The sequence below is a fragment of the Lysobacter sp. H21R4 genome (genome assembly GCF_015277535.1).
GTDB classification, from domain to species: domain Bacteria; phylum Pseudomonadota; class Gammaproteobacteria; order Xanthomonadales; family Xanthomonadaceae; genus Novilysobacter; species Novilysobacter ciconiae.
The window spans coordinates 1,278,949-1,305,161 of record NZ_CP063772.1; the positions used below are offsets into that span (position 1 = coordinate 1,278,949).

Here is a 26,213-nt window from a genome sequence, read left to right on the forward strand (position 1 = left end):
CGGTGAAGCCGGTGCCTCCTCCTTTATTTCGCCGTCAAGGGCATTCACCCCCGATCCGATGTGGCGGTAGTTTGTAAAAGCGCAAACCGACCAGCACGGGCGGGGCCTGTATATCTTCCGGGCGAAATAAAGGAGGAGGCATCCGCCGCAGGCGGAAGCCGGGGGACATTCGCCGGGAAGGTATACAGGTCACGCCCGCCCACCCAGGTCTCAGCCGCTGCGACCGTCGGACGCTATCCTTCGAGCCTCATGACCGGGGGGCGGTGCGGTGACGTCAGTCGACAAGCGCGGACAGTTGCGGGAAGTGGAGGGGGCGGCGCAGACCACCGGTCTGGTGATCTACCGTGCCAGCCGGCTGGAAATGCTGCTCGGTCCGCTGCGCGAGTTGCTGGCGGTGACCCGCCCGGCCAATGTGCTGGCCCCGCAGACCATCATCGCCGCGCATCCGGGCATGAAGCAGTGGCTGAACGGCGCGCTGGCCCGCGCCTACGGACCGGGAGGCATTGTGGCCAACCTCGACATCCAGCTGCCGAGCACGTGGATCGGCAACCTGGCGGAGCGGCAGCTGGGCCAGCAGGCGGTGTCGCTGCCGCGCTATCAGCGCGAGCACCTGCGCTGGAACATCCATGAACTGCTCGGCAGCGGGCTGGATACGATTGGTGTCACCGATGCGCGCATCGCGTCCTACCTCCAGCCGGCGGACGCCGACGCGCGGCATGCCGGCGCTGACGTGGCGCGGCGCCGGTTCCAGCTCGCCGACCGCATGGCGCGGATCTATTCCCAGTACCTGGTCTACCGACCGGACTGGCTCAACGCCTGGGAGCACGGGCGCCTGGACGCGGTCACCGGTCAGGGTGGCGATCCCCGCATGAGTTCCACCGAGCAGCGCCTGCTGGCGCCGCTTTGGCGGCATCTGCGCGCGCAGCTGGGGCCGCACCGCGGCGACGTCGTCGCCAGCCTCATCGACCGACTGCAGGACCGCAACGACGGTGGCGGTGATGCGCTGCATGTCTTTGGCGTCAGTCATCTGGCGCCGTCCGAGTTGGCGGTGATCCGCGCCGCGGCCCGCCACCGGCTGATGGCGATGTACGTCCCCGATCCCTGCCGTGAGTACTGGGGTGGCCTGGGCAACACGGTGGCGGAGATCCAGCAGCGCCGAGAAGAGGAACTGGCCGGGCTGGAAAGCGCCGGCGCAGGCGATTACTGGATCGAGCAGGACAATCCGCTGCTGGCCAGTTGGGGCCGGATGGGCCAGCACTTCATCATGGCGCTGGCCGATGGCAGCGACGACGTGTTGGCCGACGTGCGCCACCGCGCCGACGAGGAGATCTCGTCGCCGGTCAACCGACTGCAGCGCGTGCAGGAAAGCATCCGCGCGTTGGCGCCGTTGCCCGAGGCGGTGGAGCTCCGGCAGCCAGCGGTCATCGAGTGTGAGATCGCCGACGCGTCGTTGCGGGTTCATGCCAGCCACACCCGCCTGCGTGAGCTCGAAATCCTCCGCGACCAGCTGCTCGACGCAATAGAAAGCACCGACCAGCACGGCGAGCCGATCCGTCCGGCGGACATCGTCGTGATGGCGCCGGACATCCGCTCCTATGTGCCGCTGATTCCCGCCGTGTTCGGTGTCGCCGGGCACGGCGGGGAGCGCCTGCCGTACCACCTGGCCGATGTTTCGGTGGCGCGCAGCCACTCGTTGTTTGGTGCGTTCCAGCGACTGCTCGATCTGCCCGGCACCCGCGTCACCGCACCCGAGGTGGTGGATCTGCTGGCCATCCCCGAGGTCGCCGCTCGCCTGGGCCTGGACTCCGCGGCGGTGGACGAGTTGAGCGGCTGGTTGCAGACGAGCCGCGTGGCGTGGGCGCTGGACCCGGCATTCCGCAGCCGCTTCGGCGTGCCGGCGATCGCCGAGCACACCTTCGGCTGGTCGATGGACCGGATGATGGCCGGCTATCTGATGGCGGACCGCGCCGATATCGAGCACCAGCCATCGGTGGCCCTGCCGGGCGGCGTCGCCATTGCGCCGCTGACCGGCATCCACGGGCCGGCCGCCGCCCATCTGGGCGCGCTGGATCACCTCTTGCGTGAGATCCAGGCGCTGTGTGATCTCGCCGACGAATCCCGTCCGGCGAGCGCCTGGGCGGAGGAACTGGAGCGCCGATTCGAGGCGATGTTCCGGATCGACCTGATGGACGCCGACGCCCGCGACGCAAGGGCCGTGCTGCTGGGTTTCATCCGCACGCTGGCGACGGAAACCGCGAAAGCCGAGGTCGACCCCGAGCTGCACTTCAGCGTCGTCCGCGACCTGCTGGTCGAACGCCTCGCCGCTGCGCCGGAGCGGCAGCGCTTCCTGATGGGCGGCATCACCTTCTGCGGGATGGTTCCGCAGCGGGCGATCCCTTTCAAGGTGGTCGCCGTGCTTGGCCTGAACGACGGCGAGTTTCCGCGCAACAGCAGCGACGCCGGCCTGGACCTGATGGCGCGCTATCGGCGGCTCGGCGACCGTGACGTGCGCAGCGACGACCGCTACCTGTTCCTGGAAACCCTGATGTCGGCCCGCGAGCGGTTGCACCTGAGTTACCTGGGCGAAGGGGTGATGGACGGCAAGCCGCGAAACCCTGCGCAGCCGCTGTCGGAGCTGCTGGCGGTGCTGGATGCGTCCGCCGGCCTGGTCGCTGACGACACCGACACGCCGCGGCCGTGGATCATCCGTCACCCGCTGCAGCCCTTCGATGCCCGCTATTACGACGGCAGCGACCCGCGCCTGTTCTCCTATCAACAGGACTTCGCCGCGATGCATGCCCAGGGGGCACACCCCGACGTCGCCCCGTTCCTCGGTCTCGACGGCACCGGCGAGGTGGTTCTCGAGGGCCCGGTTGCATTGCGGGAGGTACAGGCCTACTACCGCGACCCCGCCGCGCAGGTGCTGGGCCGGCGCATGCAGATCAGCTTGGACGCGCTGGTGGATGATCGCCTTCCCAGCGAGGAGCCGGTCGATCCCCGGTTTGGCGCGCTGGATTCGGTGCCGCGGAAGCTGTTCTTCAACGATGCGCTGCCGGCCTGGCCGGATGCGCAGTGGCCGCCCGAACGTGCGCCGGACTGGCTGCGCCTGGGCGGCATCATGCCGCCGGGGAGGCCGGGCGTGCAGGCCTGGGAAGACTCCGCGGCGGCGGTGGCAAAACTGCTCGAACGGCTGGGCGATCTGCCGGCGTTCGAGCATGGCGTGCCGGCGCCGGTCAGCGTGGTGATTGATCAGCCCATCGGGGATGTCGCACTGGTCGGTCAGGTTGGTCACGTGTACCGGCTCAGCCATGAGGGCCGCGAACACTGGCAGATGCTGCGCGCATTTCCCGGCCAGGGTGGCGCTTTGAAGGCGGAGAAGGATCTGGATTTCAAGGACCGCGTGCCGATGTTCATGGACTGGGCGTTGCTGCGCGTGCATACGGCGGGCGGCGGTGGGCGGATGCCGACGGTGCGTTTGGCGATGCTGGTCGACGACGAGATTCCAGGCTGGTCCGGCGCGCTGAACGCCTGGGACGAGGCCTTTGTGGAGGCAGCGACGGATGAACGATCGCAGCTGCTGAGCGATCTGCAGCGGCGGCTCTCGCGCTTGCTGCACTGGTGGCAGCAGGCGCAGTGCAGGCCACGCTGGTACTTTCCAAAAATCGCCTGGAAGGCGATCCAACCCACGGTCAGTCCGCGCAGCGGTGCCGGCGGGCAGGATGATCGCGAGCCAGCGCCCGCAAACGTCGAGAGTATCTGGGTGGCGACGCACGACGGCGGCACCGGCGAGCGCGATTACGCGCCCGGCTACAGCGGGCTGCTGGCCGGTGGCGTGGATTTCGCCGGCGGCAGCAACGAGCTGGCCGAACTGCACCGCTTTGCCTTGGCGCTTCACGAATGCATCGACATGGCATCGCCGCTGCGGCACAACGCGACCGCCGACGAATCTGCTTGCATGGAGAGGCAGCAATGAACGAGACGGTTTGCGCGCACGCTCAGGCCCCCGCTCGTGACTGGCGCGACCTGGACCTGGCACCAGGCGGGCGCAGCCTGATCGAGGCCAGTGCCGGCACCGGCAAGACCTGGACCATTGCCGTCCTCTACCTGCGCCTGTTGCTCGAACAGGGCCGGTCGCCGCGACAGGTGGTGGTGACGACGTTCACCGAAGCCGCCGCACAGGAACTGCGCGAACGCTTGCGCGGCAAGCTGCGCTGGGCCGTGCAGCTCGCCGAATCCGCCGAGCCTGTCCCGGCCGATGCCGGCCCCGATGCGTTGTGGCTGCACGAACGCTGGCAGCAGGACGCCGACGCGCGATCCAGGGACCTGCAGGCTTTGCGCCTCGCACTGGCGGAGATGGACGCCGCCCCGATCAGCACCCTGCACAGCCTGTGCCGGAGGATCCTCGCCGACCACCCGTTCGCCTGTGGCGTGGCCTTCGTGATGGGCGACATGATCGCCAGCGACACCCTGCTGGACGAGGTGGCAAGCGACCTGTGGCGTCGTTTGCAGCAGGGGGGCGACAGCGACCCGCTGGTGCTGCTCGCCGGCCGCGCCGGCAACCTGAACCGTGCGCGCCTGCGCAGGGAGCTCAAGATCTGCCTCGGGCAGGGCGTAGCGGTCGGCGGCATGCCGTCCGCGGAAATCGAGGCGGCGCTTGACCCCGCTTGGATACGTAAGTTGGAGGACATCGTCGCGGGCAGCGTCGATACGTTCGCCAAGAACGCCGCGTTGCCGCGCGTGCTCGCCGAACTGCTCGAACTGCTGAAGGACCATTCGCGGCTCCCTTCCGAAGACAGCTGCAAGCGACTGGCCGAGGCCTCGAAGCTGACCGGGCTGAAAAGAGCATGCGAGAAGGATCCCGAGCTTCTGGCCGCGGGCCAGTTTGCCGAGGCGTGCGTCCCCGCCATCCAGGGTCTGCAGATGAGCTTCTGGCGCGAGCTGGCAGCGGTGGCGCGCGGCGAGATCCGGTCGCGGCTCGCTGCCCGCCACCAGCTCACCTTCGATGCCTTGATCAGTACCGTCAGCGACGCGCTGGTACGCGAGGCGGCCGGCAGCGAGCGCCCGCTGGCTGATGCGCTGCACGACGCCTGGCCGGTGGCGCTGGTGGACGAATTCCAGGACACCGATGCGCTGCAGTACGGCATCCTCGACGCGGTTTACCGCGATGCCGGTGGCGCCCCGCGTGGCCGACTGGTGATGATTGGCGACCCCAAGCAGGCGATCTATTCCTTCCGCGGCGGGGACATCCACGCCTACCAGCGCGCGGCGGCCAGCGCCGGCGCCAGCGACCGGCTTACCCTGGACACCAACCACCGTTCCAGCGAGGCGCTGGTGGATGCCATCAACCAGTTCTACGCGGTGGCCGGAAATCGGCTGAGCGCGCTGGATGCAACTGAGATCCGCTGCAGCCCGGTCAAAGCCTCCAAACGCCGGAGCGCGACGCCCTACATCGTTGAAGGGGACCCTTGCGGCAAGCCGCTGGTAATCCACCACCAAATCCCGGCGGCGCCATCCCAGCCGGAGCGTCGCGCTCAAGCCCTGCGCGCCTGCGCGGACCAGATCGCGGGGATGTTGCAGTCGCGAGCCCACCGCATTGCCGGACGCCCTGTGGAGCCCTCGGATATCGCGGTACTGCTGCCGACGGCCAGGGACATCACCGCACTGCGCGACGAGCTTCGTGCGCGCGGCGTCCCCTGCGTCACCAGCACCCGCAGCAGCGTTTTTGCCACCGATATCGCCCGCGACCTGCAGACCGTCCTGTACGCCGTGGCCTATCCCGGCGAGCTCGGCGCGCTTCGCGCCGCGGCTGCAACCCGGCTGTGGGGCACCAGCTTCAGCGAGCTTCAGGAATGGGGCGACGACGTTCTGCGCTGGCAGGCGGTGGCCGGGCAGTTCCGCCAATGGCATCTGGACTGGCAGCGTCGCGGCGTGCTGCATGTAGTCGAGCAGCTGATCACGCACATGGCACCGCGCTACCTGCAGACCCTGGCCGGCGAGCGCGCTTTGACCGACATGCGCCACCTGGGCGAGCTGCTGCAGGCGCGGTCCGAGGAGGATCCGGGTTTCGAGGAGTTGCTGGGCTGGCTGGCCGAATGCCGGGACGGCGAGGGCGACTCCGGCGATGACGCCGTTGAAGCAGCGCAGCTGCGGATCGAGTCCGACAGCGCGCGGGTTCGCCTGATGACCCTGCATGCCAGCAAGGGCCTGGAATTTCCGATCGTGTTCCTGCCGCTGATGTGGAACCACGGCGAAAAAACCGGTGGCGAGATGCATGTCCTCACCGATCCGCGCACCGGGGCCAGTCGTGTCGAGCGCTCGCCTGAGGCTGCTGCGACCAGGTTGCAGGAACTGCAGGACGAACGGTTCCGCGTGCTGTACGTGGCGCTGACCCGCGCCATTTATGCGTGCCACGTGTTCGCCCTGGACGTGGAGCGACCGGCGAGTGCAACGGCGAAGTCGCCACTGCTAGCCACCAAACGCAGCGCGCTGGATGTGATGCTGACGCGCCTGTCGTCACCGCTGGGCAGCACGGAACTGGAAGCCCAGGCCACGCGGATCGAGTGGAGGCAGGGCTGGCTTCCGAAGGAACGCCAGCATTATGTGCCCGACGCAACCAGGACGACGCGGCAACGCACCGCGCGCCCCATGCCGGCATGGCCGATCGGCCCGCTGCCGGGAAAGCACAGCTTCACCACGCTGACCCACGGCGAACAGCGCGAAGCGATCAATCCGGAGGCCGCTGCCGGGGACGAGACCGAGGCCACCACCGCGGCGGGCTCGAGCGCGGCGGTGCCCGAGCAGCTATCCGCCGCGCCACATCCCGAACTTCTCGCGCTGGCGGACGTCCGCGGCACGGATTTCGGCAACGCCGTCCACGCCGTATTCGAGTTCCGCAAAATTGGCGAGCCGATCACCGCCCAGCTTCCGCTGGTGGAGCGGTATCTGGGTGATTCCGGGGTGCGTCGCAAGGACCCCGCGCAGTCGCCGCTGACCGAAACGCTCGCCCGGCGACTGCAGGGTGCTTTGGAGGCACCGCTGGGACTTCAGGGACATCCTGATCTGTCGCTCGCGGACCTGGCCGAAACCGACCTTCGTGCGGAAATGGGATTTCATTTCGCCCTCGACGCGGTCTCCATGGCGGACCTCCGCGAAGCGTGCGCGGCCCACGGAGAGCCGCAACTGGTGCCGACCAGCCAGCGTGTTCTGAGCGGCCTGATGAACGGCAAGATCGACTTGACATTTCACTGTAACGGCAGGTTTTACGTCCTTGATTACAAAGGAAACTACCTGGGCGACTCCTTGGGGAACTACATGGGCAGCGCATTGCTTGAGCAGATGGACCGGAGCCGGTATCGCTTCCAGGCTTTGCTGTACACGCTCGCCGTGGACCGCTACCTGCGCCAGCGCCTTGGTGCCGGCTATGACCGGTCGCGACACCTGGGCGAATGCGTGTACCTGTTTGTCCGCGCGGCAGGGCTGGCACCGGATGCCGGGATCTGGCGACACCGGTTTCCCGATCCACTGCTGGACGCGGTCGGCAGCGTTCTGGGCGAAACCCGCACCGAGGTGGCCGCGTGAACGCTCCAGCCACCTATCACTTCCGCCGACCGGCGAACGAGCCGGCTCCGCCCGAGGCGTGGCGGATGCTGGATCACACCGTGGCGCGCTGGGTGAGGGCGCACGGTGGCTGCGCGGCGCTGGCGGAGTTGGCGGGTTGGGCCAGCCTGGCCGACGGTCACGGCGACAGCGCGCTGCCGCTGCGTGGCGAGGCCGCCGGCCGCCATGGAATGCCGCCGCTGGAGGATGACGCCATGGAGCAGGTCATGGCCGACCCAATGGTGACGGTGGTGACTACCGGGTCCACGCAAGCCGCGCCGGCAGTCGCAGCCACGCCGTTCGTGGTCGATAGCGGGTATTTCTACCTGCTGCGCAACCACCTGCACGAGGGCGTCGTGGCGCGGCATGCCAATACGCGTCGCGCAGGCGCCGGGACCGAGCCTGAGGGTAGTTCGGCCGACATCGACGTGCTGTTCCATGGGGACGGAAGCGGGCGCGTGGCCGCGCAGCGCGCCGCCGTGGCGCAGGTCCCGGGCAAACGCCTGTTTGTGCTTACCGGCGGACCCGGCACCGGCAAGACCACGACCGTCCTGCGCATGCTGATGCTGCTGCTCAAGCGCCGCGCGGGATCAGGCGCCGCTCCGGCGGTCGTCCGTATCGGCGCGCCAACCGGCAAGGCGGCGCAGCGTCTATCGGAGTCGCTGCGCGACGGCGCCAAGCTGATGCGTGACGGCCAGACTCCGCTGCCCGAAGACTGGCACCCGTGGCTGGACGCATCGCTCAACGCGCCTGCCAGCACCTTGCACAGACTGCTGGGAAGCCGCGGACATGGCGGCGGGTTCGTGCACCACGCGGGAAATCCCGTGCCTGCCGACATCGTCATCGTCGACGAGGCCTCCATGGTCGACCTGGCGATGCTCCGCCATCTGTTGGAGGCATTGCGCGAGGATGCCGCCCTGATCCTCGTCGGCGATGCCGACCAGTTGACCTCGGTAGGCACCGGTTCGGTATTGCTGGATCTGGTCGGCGCGATGGAGGCAGCGGCCGATCCCGGTCTGGTCCGGCTCTCGCACAGCTTTCGCGCCGACCAGTCGCTGCTGCCACTCAATGAAGCAGTGCGCATTGGTGACATCGACGCGTTCGAGCGCGCTGTCATCGACGCCGGTGATCAGGTGCGGCGCGTGCAGATCGGCGCCCCGTACGAGCTGGACGCCGCGTTGGCCAGCTGGGCCCGAAGCCTGGCCGATGGATTGCGCGCAGCGGGCGCGTTCTCGCCGCTGCCGCGTGGCGGGGACGGTGCACCGGACCAGGTCGCCGTCCTGGGGGCTCTGGACGGTCTGCGCGATCGGCAACTGTTGTGCGCCTTGCGTGAAGGCGAATTCGGCGCCGAGGCGGCCAACCGCCACCTGGAGTCATTGGTTTGCGCCGCTTCATCGGACGACGCGCTTTCCCTCACCCGGGGCGAGTGGTACCCCGGTCGCGCGGTGATGATCACCCGCAACGATTACACCGCCGGGCTGTTCAACGGCGATGTCGGCATCTGCCTGGAGGATGCTGACGGCGTGTTGGGGGTCTGGTTTGCGGTCACCGTTGCCGTGTCCGCAGCCAGCGCCGCGTCCGCAGGCAGCGCGATCGACGATGATGCCGCGGCGCCAGCGACCGAGCGCAGCCGCCGGGCGGTCTGCTTCGCGCCGGGCAGCCTGCCGGACCACCAGGGCGGATTTGCCATCACGATCCACAAGAGCCAGGGATCGGAGTACCGCGAAGTCGCCGTGCTGCTGCCGCCGGATCCCGACAACCGGATCCTCTCCCGGCAACTGCTCTACACCGGGATATCTCGCGCCCGGCAAAAGGTGCAGCTATGGGCATCGGACGCGGTGCTCCGTCGCGCGATCTCAACCCCCGCTCGCCGCTCGAGCGGTCTGCGCGCCAGGCTGGACGCAAGCCAGTCGTCGTAGCGCCGCGGGCGTCGGCGGCGTAAGGCACGCGCGCGCTTTGCGACGGTCACCCTTCCAAGGTCCGCGCCCGGAGCACACAGGCTCATCGCATCCGAAACGGCATAGTGGGGGTTCGCCGGTTACGGCTGTTGTCCGTATCGGCACCCCACCCGTCATCAGGAGAACCCCATGAAGAAGACCGCATCGGCTGTATGGACCGGCGAAGTCAAGACCGGCAAGGGCAGCATTTCGACCGAGACCGGCGTGCTGCGCGACGCGCCCTATGGCTTCAAAGCACGATTCGAGGATGGCCCCGGCACCAACCCCGAGGAGCTGATCGGTGCAGCCCACGCCGGCTGCTTCTCCATGGCGCTTTCGATGATGCTGGGCAAGGAAAACCTGACCCCGGACAAGATCGAAACCACGGCCTCGGTCACGCTGGATCCGGACGCGCTGGAAATCACCACCATCCATCTGGACGTCAAGGCTAAGATCCCCGGCGCCGATGCCGCGACGTTCCAGCGCATCGCCACGGCGGCAAAGGAAGGCTGCCCGGTGTCCAAGGTGCTCAAGGGCGCCAGGATCACCATGGAAGCGAAACTCGACGAGTAGCCGGAACGGCCGCCGCGCACCCGGCGCGGCGGCATTCTGCTGAAACGATATGTCTTCGGGCCTGAGTCGCTACGACGCCGGGTTGCTACAGGGACACGCGCATCTGCCTGGCTGCCAGCACCTTGCATCCACACGCCAGCGCGCTGCCGTGCACCGCAACCGGCTGGCCATCAATCGTGGTGGTCGCGTCTCCGTCGACGATCGGGAAGCTGCCCTTGTGGGTCGGGCACGTCGCCTGATCAGTCACCCGCGCCACGGGCTTGCCATCGATATCGGTAAACGGCGAGCCGGTAATGACCTTGCCGCCGCCGCTGGTGGGATCGCCGATCACAATCCACATTTTCGCCATGGTGTTCTCCTTGTCTTGCTCGACCGCGCCAGTCTAGCGCGAGGAAGTACGCGCGCGCAGACGCCGACCGTATGATGAGCGGCGTTGCGCACCACTCCCTGTTCCTCGTTGAAGCCGCCGGAGGCCGAGCTGAAACTCACCCGCACACGCGCTGCATTGCTGGTGGTCCTCGCGGCCTTGCTGGTCGTTGCCGGCTGGCTCGTCGTGCTGAAGATCCAGGGGCCGTCGGTGCCGGCGTACCGGCTGCAGGCGCAGCCGCTGGTGCAGACGGTCGTCGCCACGGGCCGGGTTGCGTCCGCGTCGCGCGCGCAGGTGGGCGCGCAGGTCGCCGGCGTCATCGCCCAGCGCCTGGTTCGCGAGGGCGATACGGTCGCGGCCGGGGATGTACTGGCGATCCTGCAGGACGATGACTACCGGGCGCGCCTGGGCGAGGCGCAGGCCGCGCTGGCCGATCTGAGGCAGTCCGGGAAGCCGCAGGCCGACGCTCTGTTGCGCCGCGCCCGCTCCGCTTTCACCCAGGCAAGTCGCGAGGCGGTGCGTCGGCGTGAACTGTTCGCCCGGCACCTGGTGTCGCGCGAAATGATGGAGCAATCCGTGCAGGCCGAGGCCGTCGCCCGCGCGGCGCTAGAGCAGGCGGAGCTCAGCGCAAGGTCGCTGTCGCCCGGCAATCCGGGCGAGACCGAAGCCCGCCAGCGGGTGGCGGCAGCCGAGGCCTTGCTGGAGAAGACCCGCGTCCGGGCCCAGGTCGGCGGCACGGTGCTCACCCGCGATGCCGAGCCCGGCGATGTGGTCCAGCCAGGGCAGGTGCTGTTCGAGATCGCCCGCGAGGGTGAGACCGAGTTGCTGGTGCCGGTCGACGAGAAAAACCTGTCGGTGCTCGCCCTGGAACAAGCTGCCGTCTGCGTGGCCGACGCGTATCCCGAGCGCCCGTTCCCCGCGACGGTCGCGTTCATCGCGCCGGCGGTGGACCCGCAACGCGGCAGCGTGGATATCCGCCTGCGCCTGGATCCGGTACCCGAATTCCTGCGTCAGGACATGACCGTTTCAGTCAACGTGGAAACCGGGCGGCGCGATCGCGCACTGGTCATCCCCAATGACGCCCTGGAGCGGGATGGCCGCGGCGGCGCGCAGGTGTGGAAGGTGACTGGTGGGCGCATCGCGCGGGTGCCGGTAAGCCTGGGCCTGCGCGGTATCACCGTCACCGAGGTCACCGATGGTCTGGTTGAGGGCGATGTGGTCCTGAGCGCACCCGGCGCAACGCTGGCCGACGGTGACCGGGTCCGACCGCAGCTCGGCGCGATCCCGTCGGAACGCGCGGATACGGCGACCGATCGCGAACTGCCGGTCAAGTTCGACTGACGGCCGTGTGGACCGAATGGACCATCGCCACCCGCTTCCTGCGTGAGGGCCGCGCCCAGAGCACGTTGATCCTGGTCGGCATTGGCGTTGGCGTCGCGGTGATCGTGTTCATCACCGCGCTGATCACCGGCCTGCAGCACAACATCGTCGACCGCACCCTTGGAACCCAGTCCCACATCAGGCTATCCCCGCCGGACGAGGTCAACCGGATCGTCCCGCTGGACGGCCCGGCGACGCGCATGCTGCTGGAGACCCGTCGCGCCCAGCGCCTGCGCTCGATCAACAACTGGCAGCAACTGCGCGACGTGCTGGATGACTTTCCGCAGGTCACGGCGGTGTCGCCGATCATTTCCGGACCGGCGTTCGCACGCCGCGGCGAGGCTCTGCAGTCGGTCGCGCTGGTGGGCATCGACCCGCGCCGGTACCAGCAGATCCTGCCGGTCAGCGAGGACATCGTCGCCGGCGCGTTCCGCATCGGCGCCGGCGAGGCCGTCATCGGCAAGCAGCTTTCCATCGACCTGGGCGCCAGCGTTGGCGACAAGCTGCGCCTGGAAACGGGGCAGGGCGGCGACAGCGTGGTCAACGTGGCCGGGATCTTCGAGCTGGGCGTGCGCGAGCTGGATGCGCGTTACGTGTACCTGGACATGAGCCAGGCGCAGTCGCTGCTGGACCTGCCCGGTGCGGCGACGGTGATCGACCTGACGGTGGCCGATATCTTCAAGGCGGACACCATCGCCACGCGGATCCGCCGGCTCACCGGGCAGAAGGTCGAGAGCTGGATGGAGACCAACGCGCAGCTGCTCAACGCGCTGCGCAGCCAGAGCATGTCGACGACCATGATCAGCGTGTTCGTCGCCTTGAGTGTCGCGCTGGGCATCGCCAGCGTGCTGTCGGTGAGCGTGGTCCAGCGCACCCGCGAGATCGGCATCCTGCGGGCGATTGGCATTACCCGGGCGCAGATGCTGCGCGTGTTCCTGATCCAGGGCGCGCTGTTCGGGCTCTTGGGCTCGCTGCTGGGCGGCATCAGCGGAGTCGGGCTGGTGGTGGCGTTCAACAACTTCGGCCCGCGCCTGTTCTACATCCCGGTGAACCCATGGCTGCTCGTGGCGGCCACTGCGCTGGCGACGCTTACCGGAGTCATCGCCGCTGCCATTCCGGCGCGCCGGGCGGCGCGTCTGGACCCGGTCGTGGCGATCCGCCATGTCTGAGCCCGGGAAAAACCCGTCGCCCGCGGCCGCGACCGCCCACGACCACCAGCAGGAAGTGCTGCGCCTGGAGCACGTTCGCAAGAGCTACAACGTCGGCCTGCCCACCGAGGTGGAGGTGCTGCACGGTCTGGACCTGCGCCTGCAGCGCAGCGATTTCGCCGCGCTGGTCGGCGCATCGGGATCGGGGAAGAGCACGCTGCTCAACCTTATCGGCTTGCTGGACACGCCGACCCAGGGCGAGATCCGCCTGCTGGGTGAAGCCACGACGTCGATGGACGACCTTCGCCGCACCGCGGTCCGTGGCCACTCGATCGGCTTCGTCTTCCAGTTCCACCACCTGATCCAGGCGTTCACCGCGCTGGAGAACGTGCTGATGCCGCTGATGGTCGCCGGGGGCAAGCCCACCGCGGAGCAGCGGGCGATGGCTGCAGGACTGCTGGAGGATGTGGGCTTGAAGGGTCTCGCGGACCGCAGGCCCGACCAGCTCTCCGGCGGCCAGCAGCAACGCGTCGCCGTCGCGCGCGCGCTGGTTACCCGACCGGCCCTGCTGCTGGCCGACGAGCCGACCGGGAACCTGGACAGCAGGACCGCGGAGGACGTCTTCGCCCTGTTCCGCAAGTTCAACAGTGAGTTCGGCTGCGCGGTCCTGCTGGTGACCCACGATCCGCGCCTTTCCGCGCAATGCGACCGCACCGTTACGCTGATCGACGGCCGGATCACCGGTGATTCGGCGCACGTGGAGTCGGATGGCACCTGACTACCCGCGGGTCATGCCATGACGGCGTTGCGGCCCGCGTTCTTGGCCCGGTACAGGGCGCTGTCGGCGCGCTCGAGCCAATGCCCAAGGTGGGCAGGCGCGGCGGGTACCACTGCCATGCCGATGCTCACCGTCGGGCAGACGTCCGGATAATCGGCAAGGCGGATCCGCTCGACCTGGCAGCGCAGCCGCTCGGCGATCGCCAGGGCCTGCTCCCGGGTCGTATCTGGCAGCAGGATCGCGAACTCGTCGCCTCCGCGCCGACCGAGGTGGTCTTGCGGGCGCATGACCCGGCGCATCTGCTCGGCCAGCTCGCGCAGGGTGGCGTCGCCGGCGCCGTGGCCGTGGCGGTCGTTGATCAGCTTGAACCGGTCGACGTCGATCAGCAGCATGCAGTCCTGCCGGCCCGCGCGGCGGCTGGCCAGCACCTGCTGGGCCTGCTCTTCCCAGGCGCCGCGTCGCGACAGGCCGGTCAGGGTGTCGATCCGGCGCAGCCGGTCCAGCTCGCGGTTCTGCTCGGTCACTTTGCGGATCAGCCGGTAGCGGCCGATGCTGACCGCGATCATGTGGATCAACAGCATCGGCAGGCATGCCAGCATCACCGGCATCGAGGTCAGGGGGCTGAAGCCGGTTCCCAACAGCGCCGCGCTGGCTGCACCGCCGAGAATCAGCGCCGGCAGCGAGTGCAGCCAAAGACGCCGGAAGCCGGTGCTGAGCTTGTCCACCGTGGTCAAGGTGATGAGCAGCGTGGAGGGCAATACATTGAAGTGGACCATCGGCACCAGCGCGCCGGCGATGGCCGAGTCGACCAGCAGGTTGCGCTTCTCGGCCCGGATCGGATCGGCGCTGCCCGCCGCGAGCAGATACGCCGCATGCGGCCACACCAGGCAGCCAAGCGCGACGGAAGCCCACGCCAGCCAGGACGCCTGAAGCTCATGCAGCACCGTGGCTACCGGCAGCCCACCCAGGCCCATGCCGACCACCCGGAACGGGTAGATCATGCGGCTTGCCGAAAGGCGATCTCCCGGGCCGCGACGACTGTTCTTCATGGCATGACCCCCGTCTCCCCGACCGGATAATACCCCGCCGAATGGTCACTAACGCTGTGTTGTAACCGGGGGTACTACTCTTGCGGTAGTAGAACGGTGCAAGGGAGATGGGTCATGGCGACGGGATGGGCGGGCGACGGCGCGGTCCAGGACCAGATCGATGCGACGGTCGAGGATGCGGTGAAGCGTGCGCGCAGCCGTCTGGCAAGCGGGCCGGGGCTTCTGCATTGCGAGCACTGCGAGGAGCCGATTCCCGCGGCTCGGCGCGCCGCGGTGCCGGGCGTGCGCTTGTGCGTGTCGTGTCAGGAGCTGGAAGACGACGAGCTTGCCGCCAGCGGCTACAACCGACGCGGCAGCAAGGACAGCCAGTTACGATGAGCGCCTCGCTGTCCGGAAACCGCGGTGGACCGCGATGCTGATCGAACCCGAACCCCATAGCCTGAGGATCGACGGATCAAGTTTCCAGATCGAGTTCCGCCGCGAGGGCGACCGTCTCTGGGCGTCCGTCACCGGCGTCACCGGCACGCTGCAGTCGACGATGGAATACTGGTCGATGATCGCGTCGGAAACCGTGCGAGCGGGCGTCGCGCTGCTGCTCGTGGTGGACCACACCAGCGGGGCGATGTTGACGCCCGACGAGCTTGAGGTGTTCATCGGACATCTGGCGCAACTGGGCCTGGAACAGGTGCGTACGGCCTACGTTGGCGCCAATCTGGCCCGCTCCGCGCAGCATGAGACCACGGAAATCCTGGCCCGCGAGCGCGGCATGGTCGCGCGCGCCTTCAACCACCAGTCGGAAGCCTCGCTTTGGCTTCGCCACGGCGAGCGGTAAGGGCGCTGCAAAGCCCCGGTCAGCTCTTTTCCCTGGCCCGCGAGAACGCGGCGGCGAGCGCATTGTTCATCGAAGGGGCCGCAGGCCGCGCGACCGGCGGCTTTGGCGACGCGGCCCGCCGGTTGTCGCCAGGTGGGCGGCGCGCTGCGTTCCCGTTGCCGGCTGTTGACTTGGCGCCGCGTGATGCTTGCCGCTCGGCAGGCTCCGGCTGTGCGGGCGGCGGAGCTTCTTCCAGCCGACAGGTGAGCGCGATGCGCTTGCGCGGGATGTCGACCTCCAGCACCTTCACCTTGATGACGTCCCCGGCCTTGACCACCTCGCGCGGATCCTTGACGTAGCGGTCGGCGAGCATCGAGATGTGGACCAGGCCGTCCTGGTGCACACCGATGTCGACGAACGCGCCAAAGGCCGCCACGTTGCTGACCACGCCCTCCAGAACCATGCCCGGCTTGAGGTCCTTCAACTCCTGGACATCGTCGGCGAAGCGCGCGGCCTTGAACTCGGGACGCGGGTCGCGACCGGGCTTTTCCAGCTCCTTGAGGATGTCGCGCACCGTCGGCAGGCCGAAGCGCTCGTCGGTGTAGGTCTTCGCATCGACGCTGCGCAGGAATGCGCTGTCGCCGATCAGCTGCTTCACCGCGCGACCGCTGTGCTGGACGATACGCTCCACCACCGGGTACGCCTCGGGATGCACCGAGGAGGCGTCCAGCGGCTGGTCGCCATCGGCCACGCGCAGGAAGCCCGCGCACTGCTCGAAGGTCTTGTCGCCTAGGCGCGGCACCTTGAGCAGTGATCTGCGGTTGTTGAACGCGCCGTTCTCGTCGCGGTACACGACGATGTTCTCGGCCACGGTCGTGCTCAGGCCCGAGACCCGGGCGAGCAGGGCGGCCGAGGCGGTGTTGACGTCCACGCCGACCGCGTTGACGCAGTCCTCGACGCGCGCATCCAGCGCACGGGCGAGCCGGTAGGCGTCCACGTCGTGCTGGTACTGGCCGACGCCGATCGCCTTGGGTTCGATCTTCACCAGCTCGGCCAGTGGATCCTGCAGCCGGCGCGCGATCGACACCGCGCCGCGGATCGAGACGTCCAGATCCGGAAATTCCTTCGCCGCCAGCTCGGAGGCCGAGTACACCGATGCGCCGGCTTCGCTGACGACGATTTTCTGCATCTTCAGCTCGGGCGCCATCCTGATCAGGTCGCCGGCCAGCTTGTCGGTCTCGCGCGATGCGGTGCCGTTGCCGATCGCGATCAGCTGCACGCCGTGCTTCACACACATCGCGCGCAGCAGGTGCAGCGAGCCGTCCCACTGGTTGCGCGGCTGGTGCGGGAAGATGGTGTCGGTGGCGACCAGCTTGCCGGTCGCGTCCACCACCGCGACCTTGACCCCGGTGCGCAGGCCGGGGTCCAGCCCCAGCACCGCTTTCGGCCCCGCGGGAGCGGCCAGCAGCAGGTCCTTGAGGTTGTCGCCGAAGATGGCGATGGCTTCCGCCTCCGCCTTCTCGCGCGCCTGGCCGAACAGGTCCAGCAGCAGGTGCAGGTGCAGCTTGGCCTTCCAGGTCAGCCGGCACGCATTGAGCAGCCAGGCGTCGGCGGGCCGGTCGCGGTTGGCGACGCCGGCGTGGTGCGCCACCCGTGCCTCGGCCTGCGCATGGCCGGCGTCCGCGTCCTTGCCCGGGTCCAGGTCGAGCTGGATGAAGTCCTCGCGACGCGCGCGCAGCAGCGCGAGCAGGCGGTGCGACGGGATCCGCGACAGCGGCTCGGAATGGTCGAAATAGTCGCGGTACTTGGCGCCCTCGGCCTCCTTGCCCTCGATGACGCGCGCGCGGATCACGCCCACCTCGCTCAGCCATTCCCGAAGCTCGCCCACCAGCGCGGCGTCCTCGCCCCAGCGCTCCATCAGGATCGCGCGGGCGCCCTCCAGCGCGGCCTTGACATCGTGCACGCCTTTTTCGGCATCAACGAAGGCGGCGGCTGCGGTTTCCGGGACCTGCGACGGATCCTCCAGCAGGCCGTCGGCAAGCGGCTCCAGGCCCGCCTCGCGGGCGATCTGGGCGCGCGTGCGACGCTTGCGCTTGTAGGGCAGGTAGAGATCTTCCAGGCGGGATTTGCTGTCGGCCGCCTCGATGTCGGCGCGCAGCTCGGCGGTGAGCTTGCCCTGTTCCTCGATGCTGGCCAGCACGCTCGCACGGCGGTCTTCCAGCTCGCGCAGATAGATCAGGCGCGTCTCCAGATTGCGCAGCTGGGTGTCGTCCAGGCCTTCGGTGACTTCCTTGCGGTAGCGCGCGATGAACGGCACCGTCGCGCCTTCGTCCAGCAGACCGATCGCCGCGAGCACCTGGGCCGGGCGGGCACCGATTTCACCGGCGATCGTGCCCGCGATCTGCGTGGCCACGCGCGCAGCGTGGCGGGTGTCGGTCGCCGCGCTTGCGGCGGCGGTGTCGGACAGCGTGGAAATGGTCGTATCGATGGCTTGGGGCATTGCGTGGGGACCTTGCGGAAAACGGAACCCCGCAGCGCGGGGAGCCCGATTGTGGCCGCGCCCGGGAATGCGGGGAAGCCGTTGACAGGAAGCGCCGGGCCGGACTGGCCGCGTGCGTCGCTTATTTCTCGACGAACGCGCGCTCGAACACGTAGTCGCCGGGCACGCCGATGCGCGGTGCAGCGGTGAATCCACGGCCGTCCAGCAGGGTGCGGAAGTCGGCCAGCATCTGCGGGCTGCCACACACCATCGCCCGGTCGTGGGCCGGATCCAGCGGCTGCAGGCCGAGGTGCTCCATCATCTGGCCGCTCGCCATCAGGTCGGTCATGCGCCCCCGGTGATCGTGGCCGTCAAAGACGAACGGCTCGCGGGTGACCGCCGGGTAGTAGCGCAGCTTGGCGGTGATTTCCTCGCCGAGGAACTCGTGCCTGGGAAGCTCGTTGAGGATGTAATCCCGATACGCAAGATCAGCTTCGTGGCGCACGCCGTGGGTCAGGATGATCTTCTCGAAGCGCTCGTAGACTTCCGGGTCCTTGATGATCGACAGCCAGGGCGCGAAGCCGGTGCCGGTGCCCAGCAGGTAGAGGTTCCGCCCGGGGTGCAGGTCGTGGATCAGCAGCGTGCCGGTGGGCTTGCGCCCGATGCGGATCGCATCGCCGGGCTGGATGTGCTGCAGGCGCGACGTCAACGGGCCGTTGGCGACCTTGATGGAGAAGAATTCCAGCTGCTCCTCCCAGTTCGCACTGGCGATCGAATAGGCGCGCATCAGCGGCTTGGTCGAGCCGTCGGGCTGCGGAGTATCCAGGCCGATCATCACGAACTGCCCGTTCTCGAAGCGGAAGCCGTCGTCGCGGGTGGTGGTGAAGCTGAAGTAGTCGTCCGTCCAATGACGGACGTCCAGCACGGTTTCGGTGCCGAAGGCAGATGACATAACGGAAGGCGCTGCGTGGATGCGGGAACGGCGTATTTTATCCGATCGCGCCAGTGGGGCCCGGCGCGACCGTGGGCGGAGGCCTCAGCGCACCACGGTGACCGGCACCCCGGCCTGCGCGATCACCTTGGTGGCAGTGGAACCCAGCAGGAAGCCGCGCAGCGCCGAGCGGCCCCGTGAGCCCATCACCACCAGGTCGACGGCGTCATTGGCAGCGATTTCGACGATGGCCTTGTCGGCATCCTCCACGACCGCGCGGGCCTCGAATTCCAGGCCGGCATCGCCCAGCACGGCGCGCGCGTCCTTGAGCGCGTAACGGCTGTTGTCGGCGTGGTAATCCAGCGTGCCCTGCGTGCCGAGCGCTTCTTTCACGCCCGCCAGCAGGGGCACGTCGGCGTGCAGCAGGATGATCTGCGCCGGCGTGGCCAGGCTCTTGGCGAGCTTGGCCACGAAGTTCGCGGCACGGGTGCTGTTTTCGCTGCCGTCAACGGCAAGGAGGATCTTCATTCACATGGCTCCGGTAATCGTGATGCGTCAACTATGGACGCTTCGCCTGCGCGGCGCTTGATCGGAATCAAAGCCGGCAGCGTCAGCGCGGGCCGCGCTCTTCGCGCGGTTTCGCCCGACGATCGCCCAGCAGCGCGCTGAGCACGATCGCGACACCCAGCCCGGCGCCCAGCGCGAGCAGGACCATCGCGACGGCGGGATAGCCCAGCAGGGTCGGTCCCTCGCCGGAGCGCATCATGAAGGCAGCGGCCAGGATCAGGGCGGCGGTGACCGCGCCGGCGGCGATCCGGTTGGCGATTTTCTGCAGCGCCTCCAGCAATTGCGAATTGTCCAGGCCGGTGATGCGCATCTGCAGGCGGTTGTCGGCCAGCAGCGAGAGCGCATCGCCGATCTTGCGCGGGGCTTCGCGCAGCAGTTCGTGCACGTCGATCATCTCCCCGGCCAGGTTGGACGGCGAGAGCGTCTTGCGCAGGCGTTCGCGCATCACATGCTGCAGGTGGTCCTCCACCAGGCTCTTGACGTCCATGTTGGGGTCCAGCGCGACGCAGACCGACTCCAGGCTGAGCAGGGTCTTGCCCAGCAGGCTCATCTCCGGCGGCGTGCGCAGGCCGCAGGCGGTCGCAATGCGGGCCAGGTCCAGCACCAGCCGGCCCTCGGACATGTGGGTGCCGTGGCTGCGTCCGGAGTGGGCGGCATAGCGGGACACCAGCTGGCTGACCTCGCGCAGGTAGGTCTCGCCGTCGAAGTCCTCCAGGCGCGTGCCCATGGCGATGCCTTCGGCGGCCACGTCCTCGCCGCGCCCGTCCACCGCGGCGAACAGCAGCTTGAGCAGGCGCTCGCGCTGCTTGGGCGGGACGTGCGCCACCATGCCTAGGTCGAATACCGCCAGGCGCCCGTCGTCGGTGACCAGCAGGTTGCCCGGGTGCGGATCGGCGTGGATCTCGCCGTGGATGAAGGTCTGGTCCAGATAGCCGCGCATCAGTGCGGTGGCCAGGTGGCCCATGGGCTCCTCGGCCCGGCGCATGCCGCTGATCTCGGTGACCTTGGTACCGACCACGAGCTCCATCGTCAGCAGCCGGGTGCGGGTCAGGTCCCAGACCGGCTTTGGCACGGTGAGCTCGGGATAGTCGGCGAAGTGATCCCCGAAGCGCTCCAGGTTCTCCGCCTCGGCGCGGTAGTCCAGTTCGGCCAGCAAAGTCTTGCGGAACTCATGGACCCAGTCGGCGAAGTGGATGCGCCGGCCCAGGTCGGTCGACTGGTCGACCCGGCCCGCGATCGACGCCAGCGCGTCCAGGTCGGCGCGGATCTGCTCGACCGCGTGCGGCCGCTGCACCTTGACGGCGACCGGAGTGCCGTCGCGCAAAGTGGCCCGGTGCACCTGGGCCAATGACGCGCAGCCCAGTGGCTGCTCATCGAAGCTGGCGTAGGCCTTGGTCAGGCGGAATCCCAGCTCGTCCTCGATCGCGGCACGAACCACCGGGAAGGGCAGGGGCGACACGTCGTCCTGCATGCGCTCCAGCGCATCCACATACGCCTGCGGAACCATGTCCGGGCGGGTGGACAGGGTCTGCCCGATCTTGACGAAGGTGGGCCCCAGCGCTTCCAGGTCGTCGACGAACTGCTCGGCCGTGCCGTCCGCGGGGACGGTCTCCGCGTTGTCGAGTGCATCGCTGATGTCCAGACCGCCGAACACACCCGAGTTGCGGTATTTGAGCAGGAATCCGATGATCCGCGCGGTTCGCGCCAACCCGTGCTCGACGTCACCGGACCCTTGCGCAGGCGGCGTCGCTGCCGGCTCGGCGTCGGCAGGCGTGGCGGCGGTTTGCCCGGGCTGGGGGCTGTTGCTGCGTACGGTGTCGGGCATGTTGGTCTCCATGGATGCCGATACCGTATCCGGACGGACGTCAACGTGGCTTCACGCCTTGGCTGGCACGCTCAAAGGCATGCCCAGTCCCACAGGAACGCTTTGGACGATCGGCCACTCCACGCGCGAGTGGCCCGTCTTCGTGGGCATGCTGAAGGACGCCGGCATTACCGCGCTGGTGGATGTACGCCGGTTTCCCGGCTCGCGGCGCAACCCGCAGTTCAGTGCCGAGGCGATGGCGCGGGAGATGCCCGCCACCGGCATCCGCTTCATCCCGATGGTCGACCTGGGCGGGCGCCGCAAGGTCGATCCCAATACGCGCAACACGGCGTGGCGCAACGACAGCTTCCGCGGTTACGCCGACTACATGGAAACCGCCGCATTCCAGGCGGCGCGGGACCGCCTCGCGGAGCTGGCGCTGCAGGAGCGCGTCGCGATCATGTGCGCCGAGGCGGTGTGGTGGCAGTGCCACCGCGGCCTCATCTCGGATGATTTCAAGGCGCGTGGCTGGGAGGTCATCCACCTGATGGCGCCGGGGCGCAGCGACGAGCATCCGTACACGTCGGCGGCTCGGATCGTCGACGGCAAGCTGGACTACTCCGCCCCCGAACCGCCGCAGGCCTCCCTGTTCTGAGGCGCGTGGCTCAGCGATATCCCGCAGCCTGCAACTCGAACAGTTCCGCATAGCGGCCGCCGGCGGCAAGCAGCTCCTCGTGGGTACCGCTGGCCTCCAGGCCGCCGTCGGCCAGCACCAGGATCCGGTCGGCCATGCGCACGCTGGAGAAGCGGTGGGAGATCAATACCGCGGTCTTCTCCGCAGACAGTTCCTTGAAGCGCTGGAAGACCTCGAATTCGGCGCGCGCGTCCAGCGCCGCGGTCGGCTCATCGAGGATCATCACCTGCGCATCGCGCATGTACGCGCGGGCGATCGCGATCTTCTGCCACTCGCCGCCTGACAGGTCCACGCCGGTCTTGAAGCGGCGCCCGATCAGTTGCCCGTAGCGGTCGGGCAGGCGTTCGATCATCTCCTCGGCCATTGCGCGGCGCGCCGACTCGCGGATGCGGTCCTGGTCGTCCATCGCGTTGATCTGGCCCACGCCGATATTCTCGCCGACGGTGAGGTGGTAGCGCACGAAGTCCTGGAAGATCACGCCGACATTGGCGCGCAGCTCGTCCAGGTCGTATTCGCGCAGGTCGCGCCCGTCCAGGAGGATGCGGCCTTCGACAGGGTCGTACAGGCGGGCCAGCAGCTTGACCAGGGTGGTCTTGCCGGCACCGTTCTCGCCGACCAGCGCCAGGACCTCGCCGGCGCGCAGCTCGAAGTCCAGACCGCGCAGTGCCCACTTGTTGGCGTCGGGGTAGCGGAAGCCGACGTTCTCGAACACGAAGCCGCTGCGTATCGGCTGCGGGAACGCAACGGGGTGGGTGGGAGAGATGATCCGGGGCTGGGTGGCGAAAAACGAGAACAGGTCGTCCAGGTACAGCGCCTGCCCGGCAACCTGGGAGAAGCCGACCAGCAGGCCCTCCAGCAATTGGCGCAGGCGGCGGAAGCTGCCGGCGAGGAAGGTCAGGTCGCCGATGCTAAAGTCGCCGCGCACGGTGCGCCAGGCGATGTAGGCGTAGGCGGCGTAGTAGCCCAGCGTTCCCAGCGCGGCGAGCGCGGAGCCCCATAGCGCGCGTCGGCGGGCCAGCGCGCGGTTGACGAGGTAGAACTTGTCGGCCAGCTCGGTGTAGCGGGCCACCAGGAAGCGGTGGAGGTTGAAGATCTTGACCTCTTTGGCCGTCTCCACGCTCGCGCCCATCTGGCGCACGTACTCCAGCTGCCGGCGCTCGGGCGTCCAGGCGAAGTTGATCGAATAGCCCAGCGCATTGAAGTGCGCCTCGCCGAGGAAGGCTGGAATCAACGCCACCGCGAGCAGGGCGATCAGCCACGGCGCGTACACCAGCAGCCCGATGGCGAAGCTGACCACCGTGATCGCGTCCTGCAGCTGGCCGAACAGCTGGCTGAGCAGGTTCTGCCGCCCCATCGTCTGGCGACGCGCGCGATCCAGCTTGTCCTGCAGGTCGGGATCCTCGAAGTCCTGCAGGTCCAGGGTCGCGGCGTGTTCCATGAGGCGCACGCTGGTCGCGTTGGTGAACAGCTCCGACAGCAGGCCATCTCCGTAACTGGTCAGCCGTCCCAGCAGGTCGGAGGCGATCGCCAGCCCCAGCTCCATCGCCAGCAATGCCGCCAGGTGGTTGAGCTGGCCGCTCTGCCAGGCGACCTGCAGCGTCTCAAAGGTGGTGTCGATCGCGACCAGGCGGATCGCCTCGTCGATGATCAGCTTGCCGATGTAGAGCGTGGCGATCGGCACCAGTGCACGGACCACGCGCAGGCCGAGGGTCACGAGTGTCAGCGACCGGCTGGTCGCCCAGATCATGCGCAGGAAAGGCGGCAGGTTGCGCAGGGCATCGAAACGCTCGCGCAACGAAGGCTTGGCACTGGGGCGGCGGAGCGGGCCGTGGGCGCCCGTCTTCGTCTCAGCCATGCCGGGCTGCGCCGGGGATACGCGACACGGGCGGTGCAATCAGCCCGTCATTTCGCGAGGGCGCACGTGTATGACAAAGAATGAAATCCAAAAGCGGTTCTTCCCGGACGAAAGGCGCGTGATCGCACCGACGGTATGAGGGCGCAAGTCTGGCAACTCGCGGCGCTGCAACGCGTGAATCACGCCTGACGGATGCGCGGGCCTTGATCGCGCCAGTCCACGCATTTTCCCGCTCGCCTGATCAGGGTCAAGGCGCCGGCGATCAATTCGACGGATGCTGCATCTCCCCGATATCCGCTCATCAGGAGTTGAAACATGCTGCTCGAAGTTGAAAAGATCACCTGCGACAAGTGCGGTGACGCGATCCAGAAAGCCATCCTCGCGCAGGACCCCACCGCGCAGGTCACCGTCAACGTCGCCGACCAGCAGGTCCGCGTCGAGGGTTTGATCACCCAGCAGCAGGCCATCGACGCGCTGGTCGCAGCGGGCTACCCGGCCAGCAACGCAGCGCCGCACAGCGGCGAAGGCAGCGACTGCTGCGGCGGCTGCTCCTGATTTAAGGGGAGGGCTGGCGGCGGGAGAGGCCGCCAGCCATTGGGGCTAGTGCCGTAAGGGCGGCGCGCGCCCGTTGGAGCCCGGGCCGTTAGAATGGCCACCCCTTCGCCAGCCTGAAGACCGCGCCGTGAGCAATGCCGCCAACCCGTTTGCCGTCCGCCAGCCCGTCTCGATCCGGCAGGAGGACTTCATCCAGTCCGTTGCCGACGCGTTGCAGTACATCTCGTACTACCACCCGGTGGACTACATCAAGAGCCTCGCGGCGGCCTACGAGCGCGAGGAAAGCGCCGCGGCCAAGGACGCGATCGCGCAGATCCTCATCAACTCGCGCATGTGCGCCGAAGGTCACCGGCCGATCTGCCAGGACACCGGCATCGTCACGGTGTTCCTGGAAATCGGCATGGACGTGCGCTGGGATGACGCCACCATGGGCGTTGAAGACATGGTCCACGAGGGCGTGCGCCGCGCCTACGCGCATCCCGACAACAAGCTGCGTGCCAGCGTGCTGGCCGATCCGGCCGGCAAGCGCGTCAACACCCGGGACAACACGCCCGGCGTGGTCAACGTCAAGGTCGTGCCCGGCAACACGGTCGATGTGATCGTCGCAGCCAAGGGCGGCGGCTCGGAGGCCAAAGCCAAGTTCGCCATGCTCAATCCCTCCGACTCCGTGGTGGACTGGGTGATGAAGACCGTTCCCACCATGGGTGCAGGCTGGTGCCCGCCGGGCATGCTGGGCATCGGCATCGGCGGTACCGCGGAGAAGGCGATGCTGCTGGCGAAGGAATCGCTGATGGAGCCGATCGACATCACCGAGCTGAAAGCCCGCGGCGCGTCCAACCGCGTCGAAGAGCTGCGCATCGAGCTGTTCGACAAGGTCAACGGCCTGGGCATCGGCGCCCAGGGCCTCGGCGGCCTGACCACGGTGCTGGACGTCAAGGTCAAGGATTTCCCGACGCACGCGGCCAACCTGCCGGTCGCGCTGATCCCCAACTGCGCCGCAACCCGCCACGCGCACTTCACGCTCGACGGCAGCGGTCCGGTGATGCTGGACCCCCCGTCACTGGAAGACTGGCCGCAGCTCACCTACGACGCATCCAAGGGCCGCCGGGTGGATCTGGACACGGTCACCGCCGAGGACGTCGCCAGCTGGCAACCCGGCGAGACCATCCTGCTCAACGGCAAGCTGCTGACCGGCCGGGACGCCGCGCACAAGCGCATTGTCGGCATGCTCGACGCCGGCGAGCCGTTGCCGGTCGACTTCACCGGTCGCTTCATCTATTACGTTGGTCCAGTCGACCCGGTCCGCGACGAGGTCGTCGGGCCGGCCGGTCCGACCACCGCGACGCGCATGGACAAGTTCACCGAGCAGGTGCTCAGCCAGACCGGCCTGCTGGGCATGGTCGGCAAGGCCGAGCGGGGCAGCGAGGCGATTGAGTCGATCCGCCGCCACAAGTCCGTGTACCTCATGGCCGTGGGCGGCGCCGCGTACCTGGTCTCGAAGGCGATCAAGGCTGCCCGCGTGGTCGCGTTCGAGGATCTTGGGATGGAAGCGATCTACGAGTTCACCGTGCAGGACATGCCGGTGACCGTCGCCGTGGACTCCGCCGGCGAGTCGGTGCACGTGACCGGTCCGCGCGAGTGGCAGGCACGGATCGGCACGATCCCGCTGCTGCTGGCCGAGGTCTGATC

At 68.2% G+C, this 26,213-nt stretch carries 19 protein-coding genes; 12 read left to right on the forward strand and 7 right to left on the reverse strand.

Translation table 11 applies throughout. The features are described 5' to 3' along the window. Positions 1 to 268 precede the first annotated feature (268 nt). The 4 genes from recC (at position 269) to INQ40_RS05905 (ending at position 10,106) form a co-directional block, all read left to right on the forward strand. Entirely contained in the window at positions 269 to 3,973 is a 3,705-nt protein-coding gene (gene recC, locus INQ40_RS05890) for an exodeoxyribonuclease V subunit gamma (RefSeq protein ID WP_194342221.1), read from the forward strand. Continuing rightward, positions 3,970 to 7,578: a UvrD-helicase domain-containing protein gene (locus tag INQ40_RS05895; RefSeq protein WP_194342222.1), complete on the forward strand. Its 3,609-nt coding sequence runs from the start codon at positions 3,970 to 3,972 to the stop codon at positions 7,576 to 7,578. Before recC ends, INQ40_RS05895 begins: the two co-directional genes overlap by 4 nt. Continuing rightward, positions 7,575 to 9,515, forward strand: coding sequence for an AAA family ATPase (locus INQ40_RS05900; RefSeq protein ID WP_194342223.1), 1,941 nt, complete (start codon positions 7,575 to 7,577; stop codon positions 9,513 to 9,515). Before INQ40_RS05895 ends, INQ40_RS05900 begins: the two co-directional genes overlap by 4 nt. A 168-nt stretch (positions 9,516 to 9,683) precedes the next feature. Then, positions 9,684 to 10,106, forward strand: a complete 423-nt coding sequence (locus tag INQ40_RS05905) for an OsmC family protein (RefSeq protein WP_194342224.1) — start codon at positions 9,684 to 9,686, stop codon at positions 10,104 to 10,106. An 85-nt stretch (positions 10,107 to 10,191) separates the two neighbouring features. Here INQ40_RS05905 and INQ40_RS05910 read toward each other — a convergent pair whose 3' ends face one another. After that, positions 10,192 to 10,455: a PAAR domain-containing protein gene (locus INQ40_RS05910; RefSeq protein WP_228482145.1), complete on the reverse strand. Its 264-nt coding sequence runs from the start codon at positions 10,453 to 10,455 to the stop codon at positions 10,192 to 10,194. A gap of 84 nt (positions 10,456 to 10,539) precedes the next feature. On the opposite strand from INQ40_RS05910, the gene INQ40_RS05915 reads away from it, so the two are divergent. From INQ40_RS05915 to INQ40_RS05925, 3 genes are read left to right on the forward strand one after another with little or no spacing between them, the layout of a single operon-like run. Further along, on the forward strand, positions 10,540 to 11,814 hold the full coding sequence (locus INQ40_RS05915) for an efflux RND transporter periplasmic adaptor subunit (RefSeq protein WP_228482146.1): 1,275 nt from the start codon (positions 10,540 to 10,542) through the stop codon (positions 11,812 to 11,814). Positions 11,815 to 11,819: 5 nt separating this feature from the next. Beyond that, positions 11,820 to 13,022: an FtsX-like permease family protein gene (locus INQ40_RS05920; protein WP_228482147.1), complete on the forward strand. Its 1,203-nt coding sequence runs from the start codon at positions 11,820 to 11,822 to the stop codon at positions 13,020 to 13,022. Next, the gene (locus INQ40_RS05925; protein ID WP_194342225.1) at positions 13,015 to 13,779 is read left to right on the forward strand and encodes an ABC transporter ATP-binding protein; all 765 of its coding nucleotides are present in this window, start codon (positions 13,015 to 13,017) and stop codon (positions 13,777 to 13,779) included. Before INQ40_RS05920 ends, INQ40_RS05925 begins: the two co-directional genes overlap by 8 nt. An 11-nt stretch (positions 13,780 to 13,790) precedes the next feature. Here INQ40_RS05925 and INQ40_RS05930 read toward each other — a convergent pair whose 3' ends face one another. Continuing rightward, the gene (locus tag INQ40_RS05930; RefSeq protein WP_228482148.1) at positions 13,791 to 14,780 is read right to left on the reverse strand and encodes a sensor domain-containing diguanylate cyclase; all 990 of its coding nucleotides are present in this window, start codon (positions 14,778 to 14,780) and stop codon (positions 13,791 to 13,793) included. A gap of 162 nt (positions 14,781 to 14,942) precedes the next feature. Between INQ40_RS05930 and INQ40_RS05935 the strand changes: the two genes are divergently transcribed. After that, positions 14,943 to 15,206 carry a DksA/TraR family C4-type zinc finger protein gene (locus INQ40_RS05935; protein WP_193986997.1) on the forward strand — a complete coding sequence of 88 codons (264 nt, stop codon included), beginning with the start codon at positions 14,943 to 14,945 and terminating at the stop codon, positions 15,204 to 15,206. 34 nt (positions 15,207 to 15,240) lie between these two features. Continuing rightward, positions 15,241 to 15,660 carry a hypothetical protein gene (locus INQ40_RS05940; RefSeq protein ID WP_194342227.1) on the forward strand — a complete coding sequence of 140 codons (420 nt, stop codon included), beginning with the start codon at positions 15,241 to 15,243 and terminating at the stop codon, positions 15,658 to 15,660. Between the two features lie 19 nt (positions 15,661 to 15,679). Here INQ40_RS05940 and INQ40_RS05945 read toward each other — a convergent pair whose 3' ends face one another. The 4 genes from INQ40_RS05945 to INQ40_RS05960 form a co-directional block, all read right to left on the reverse strand. Further along, positions 15,680 to 18,139: a Tex family protein gene (locus tag INQ40_RS05945; RefSeq protein ID WP_194342228.1), complete on the reverse strand. Its 2,460-nt coding sequence runs from the start codon at positions 18,137 to 18,139 to the stop codon at positions 15,680 to 15,682. Between the two features lie 121 nt (positions 18,140 to 18,260). Further along, entirely contained in the window at positions 18,261 to 19,070 is an 810-nt protein-coding gene (locus INQ40_RS05950; RefSeq protein WP_194342229.1) for a ferredoxin--NADP reductase, read from the reverse strand. Between the two features lie 84 nt (positions 19,071 to 19,154). After that, positions 19,155 to 19,577 (reverse strand): universal stress protein, encoded by a 423-nt coding sequence (locus tag INQ40_RS05955; RefSeq protein WP_193987001.1) that lies wholly within the window; start codon positions 19,575 to 19,577, stop codon positions 19,155 to 19,157. 82 nt (positions 19,578 to 19,659) lie between these two features. Then, positions 19,660 to 21,441, reverse strand: a complete 1,782-nt coding sequence (locus INQ40_RS05960; protein WP_228482149.1) for an AarF/UbiB family protein — start codon at positions 21,439 to 21,441, stop codon at positions 19,660 to 19,662. Positions 21,442 to 21,520: 79 nt separating this feature from the next. Here INQ40_RS05960 and INQ40_RS05965 point away from each other — a divergent pair, with 79 nt between their 5' ends. After that, entirely contained in the window at positions 21,521 to 22,075 is a 555-nt protein-coding gene (locus tag INQ40_RS05965) for a DUF488 domain-containing protein (protein ID WP_194342231.1), read from the forward strand. 10 nt (positions 22,076 to 22,085) lie between these two features. Here INQ40_RS05965 and INQ40_RS05970 read toward each other — a convergent pair whose 3' ends face one another. Then, positions 22,086 to 23,969 (reverse strand): ABC transporter ATP-binding protein, encoded by a 1,884-nt coding sequence (locus INQ40_RS05970; RefSeq protein ID WP_194342232.1) that lies wholly within the window; start codon positions 23,967 to 23,969, stop codon positions 22,086 to 22,088. Between the two features lie 315 nt (positions 23,970 to 24,284). Between INQ40_RS05970 and INQ40_RS05975 the strand changes: the two genes are divergently transcribed. Continuing rightward, positions 24,285 to 24,524, forward strand: a complete 240-nt coding sequence (locus INQ40_RS05975) for a heavy-metal-associated domain-containing protein (RefSeq protein ID WP_043957797.1) — start codon at positions 24,285 to 24,287, stop codon at positions 24,522 to 24,524. Between the two features lie 127 nt (positions 24,525 to 24,651). Further along, a complete protein-coding gene (locus INQ40_RS05980) occupies positions 24,652 to 26,211 on the forward strand; it encodes a fumarate hydratase (protein WP_194342233.1) in 1,560 nt (519 codons plus the stop codon). The last annotated feature ends 2 nt before the right edge of the window (positions 26,212 to 26,213 follow it).

Coding starts and splice junctions, on each gene's coding strand:
- INQ40_RS05895 (WP_194342222.1), top strand. CDS start 3,970: ATGAACGAGACGGTTTGCGCGCACGCTCAGGCCCCCGCTCGTGACTGG.
- INQ40_RS05905 (WP_194342224.1), top strand. CDS start 9,684: ATGAAGAAGACCGCATCGGCTGTATGGACCGGCGAAGTCAAGACCGGC.
- INQ40_RS05910 (WP_228482145.1), bottom strand. CDS start 10,455: ATGGCGAAAATGTGGATTGTGATCGGCGATCCCACCAGCGGCGGCGGC.
- INQ40_RS05925 (WP_194342225.1), top strand. CDS start 13,015: ATGTCTGAGCCCGGGAAAAACCCGTCGCCCGCGGCCGCGACCGCCCAC.
- INQ40_RS05930 (WP_228482148.1), bottom strand. CDS start 14,780: ATGATCTACCCGTTCCGGGTGGTCGGCATGGGCCTGGGTGGGCTGCCG.
- INQ40_RS05935 (WP_193986997.1), top strand. CDS start 14,943: ATGGCGACGGGATGGGCGGGCGACGGCGCGGTCCAGGACCAGATCGAT.
- INQ40_RS05940 (WP_194342227.1), top strand. CDS start 15,241: ATGCTGATCGAACCCGAACCCCATAGCCTGAGGATCGACGGATCAAGT.
- INQ40_RS05945 (WP_194342228.1), bottom strand. CDS start 18,139: ATGCCCCAAGCCATCGATACGACCATTTCCACGCTGTCCGACACCGCC.
- INQ40_RS05950 (WP_194342229.1), bottom strand. CDS start 19,070: ATGTCATCTGCCTTCGGCACCGAAACCGTGCTGGACGTCCGTCATTGG.
- INQ40_RS05955 (WP_193987001.1), bottom strand. CDS start 19,577: ATGAAGATCCTCCTTGCCGTTGACGGCAGCGAAAACAGCACCCGTGCC.
- INQ40_RS05960 (WP_228482149.1), bottom strand. CDS start 21,441: ATGCCCGACACCGTACGCAGCAACAGCCCCCAGCCCGGGCAAACCGCC.
- INQ40_RS05965 (WP_194342231.1), top strand. CDS start 21,521: ATGCCCAGTCCCACAGGAACGCTTTGGACGATCGGCCACTCCACGCGC.
- INQ40_RS05970 (WP_194342232.1), bottom strand. CDS start 23,969: ATGGCTGAGACGAAGACGGGCGCCCACGGCCCGCTCCGCCGCCCCAGT.
- INQ40_RS05975 (WP_043957797.1), top strand. CDS start 24,285: ATGCTGCTCGAAGTTGAAAAGATCACCTGCGACAAGTGCGGTGACGCG.